The following is a 781-nucleotide window of genomic DNA, read 5'->3' as shown; positions in this document are numbered from 1 at the left end:
CGTTGGTGACAGTCGGCTGACGGGCGGGAGCCCTTGCAGGGCGGTGTGGCGTCGTCGAGTGTTGTAGTCGTGCAGCCAGGGCGCAAGGGCTGCGGCTCGCTCGTCGTTGCTGGTGAAGACCTGTCGGTAGGCCCACTCGCTGGCCAGGGTCCGGTTGAACCGTTCGACCTTCCCGTTCTGCCACGGGCAGTGCGGCTTGATGAACTTGTGGGTGGCTCCGAGGGCGGTCATCGCGTTCTTGACGTCGGCGCTGTGCCGGTAGCTGAAGTGGTTGTCGGTGATGACCCGCTCGATGCTGGTGATGCCGTGGCCGGCGAAGTGCTCCGCGGCGCGCAAGATGAACGCGGCGCAGGTGGCGCCTTTCTCGTCGGGCAGGATCTCGCTGTAGGCCAGGCGTGAGTGGTCATCGACCATGGAGTGCACGTAGTCGTAGCCGATCCGGGCCTTCTTCTTCGCGGAGGTCGAGCCCATCGAGCGGCCGTGAGCTTTCCAGCCGCCGCCGTCGGGGATGCGCCCGATCTTCTTGACGTCGACGTGGACCAGCTCGCCGGGGCGGTCGCGTTCGTAGCGGACCGCAGTGGTCTTGCTGGAGCGGATCACCTCACCGGTCAGCGGGTCCAGCGTCCGCAGGTAGGGCGTGTGGTGGCGGCGTAGGACCCTGCTGACGGTGCGCGCTGGCATGCCCAGCTCGGGTCCGAGCCAGTCCTGCCCGCGCCGGTGCTCGTGTCGGGCCGCGATGACCGCGGCCTCCACCGCCGCGGGGGTGCGGCGCGGGCTCGAG

Annotated in this window: 1 protein-coding gene; it reads right to left on the bottom strand. The window is 68.9% G+C overall.

What is annotated here, in order from left to right; translation table 11 throughout:
- Positions 1-781: IS481 family transposase (locus TAE01_RS20385; protein ID WP_147068634.1), on the bottom strand; the 781-nt coding region annotated here is incomplete at both ends.

It is taken from the genome of Terrabacter aerolatus, assembly GCF_007991735.1.
Classification (GTDB): domain Bacteria; phylum Actinomycetota; class Actinomycetes; order Actinomycetales; family Dermatophilaceae; genus Terrabacter; species Terrabacter aerolatus.
The sequence above is the reverse complement of the archived record's forward strand: the minus strand, read 5'-3'. Positions and strand labels throughout refer to the sequence as shown.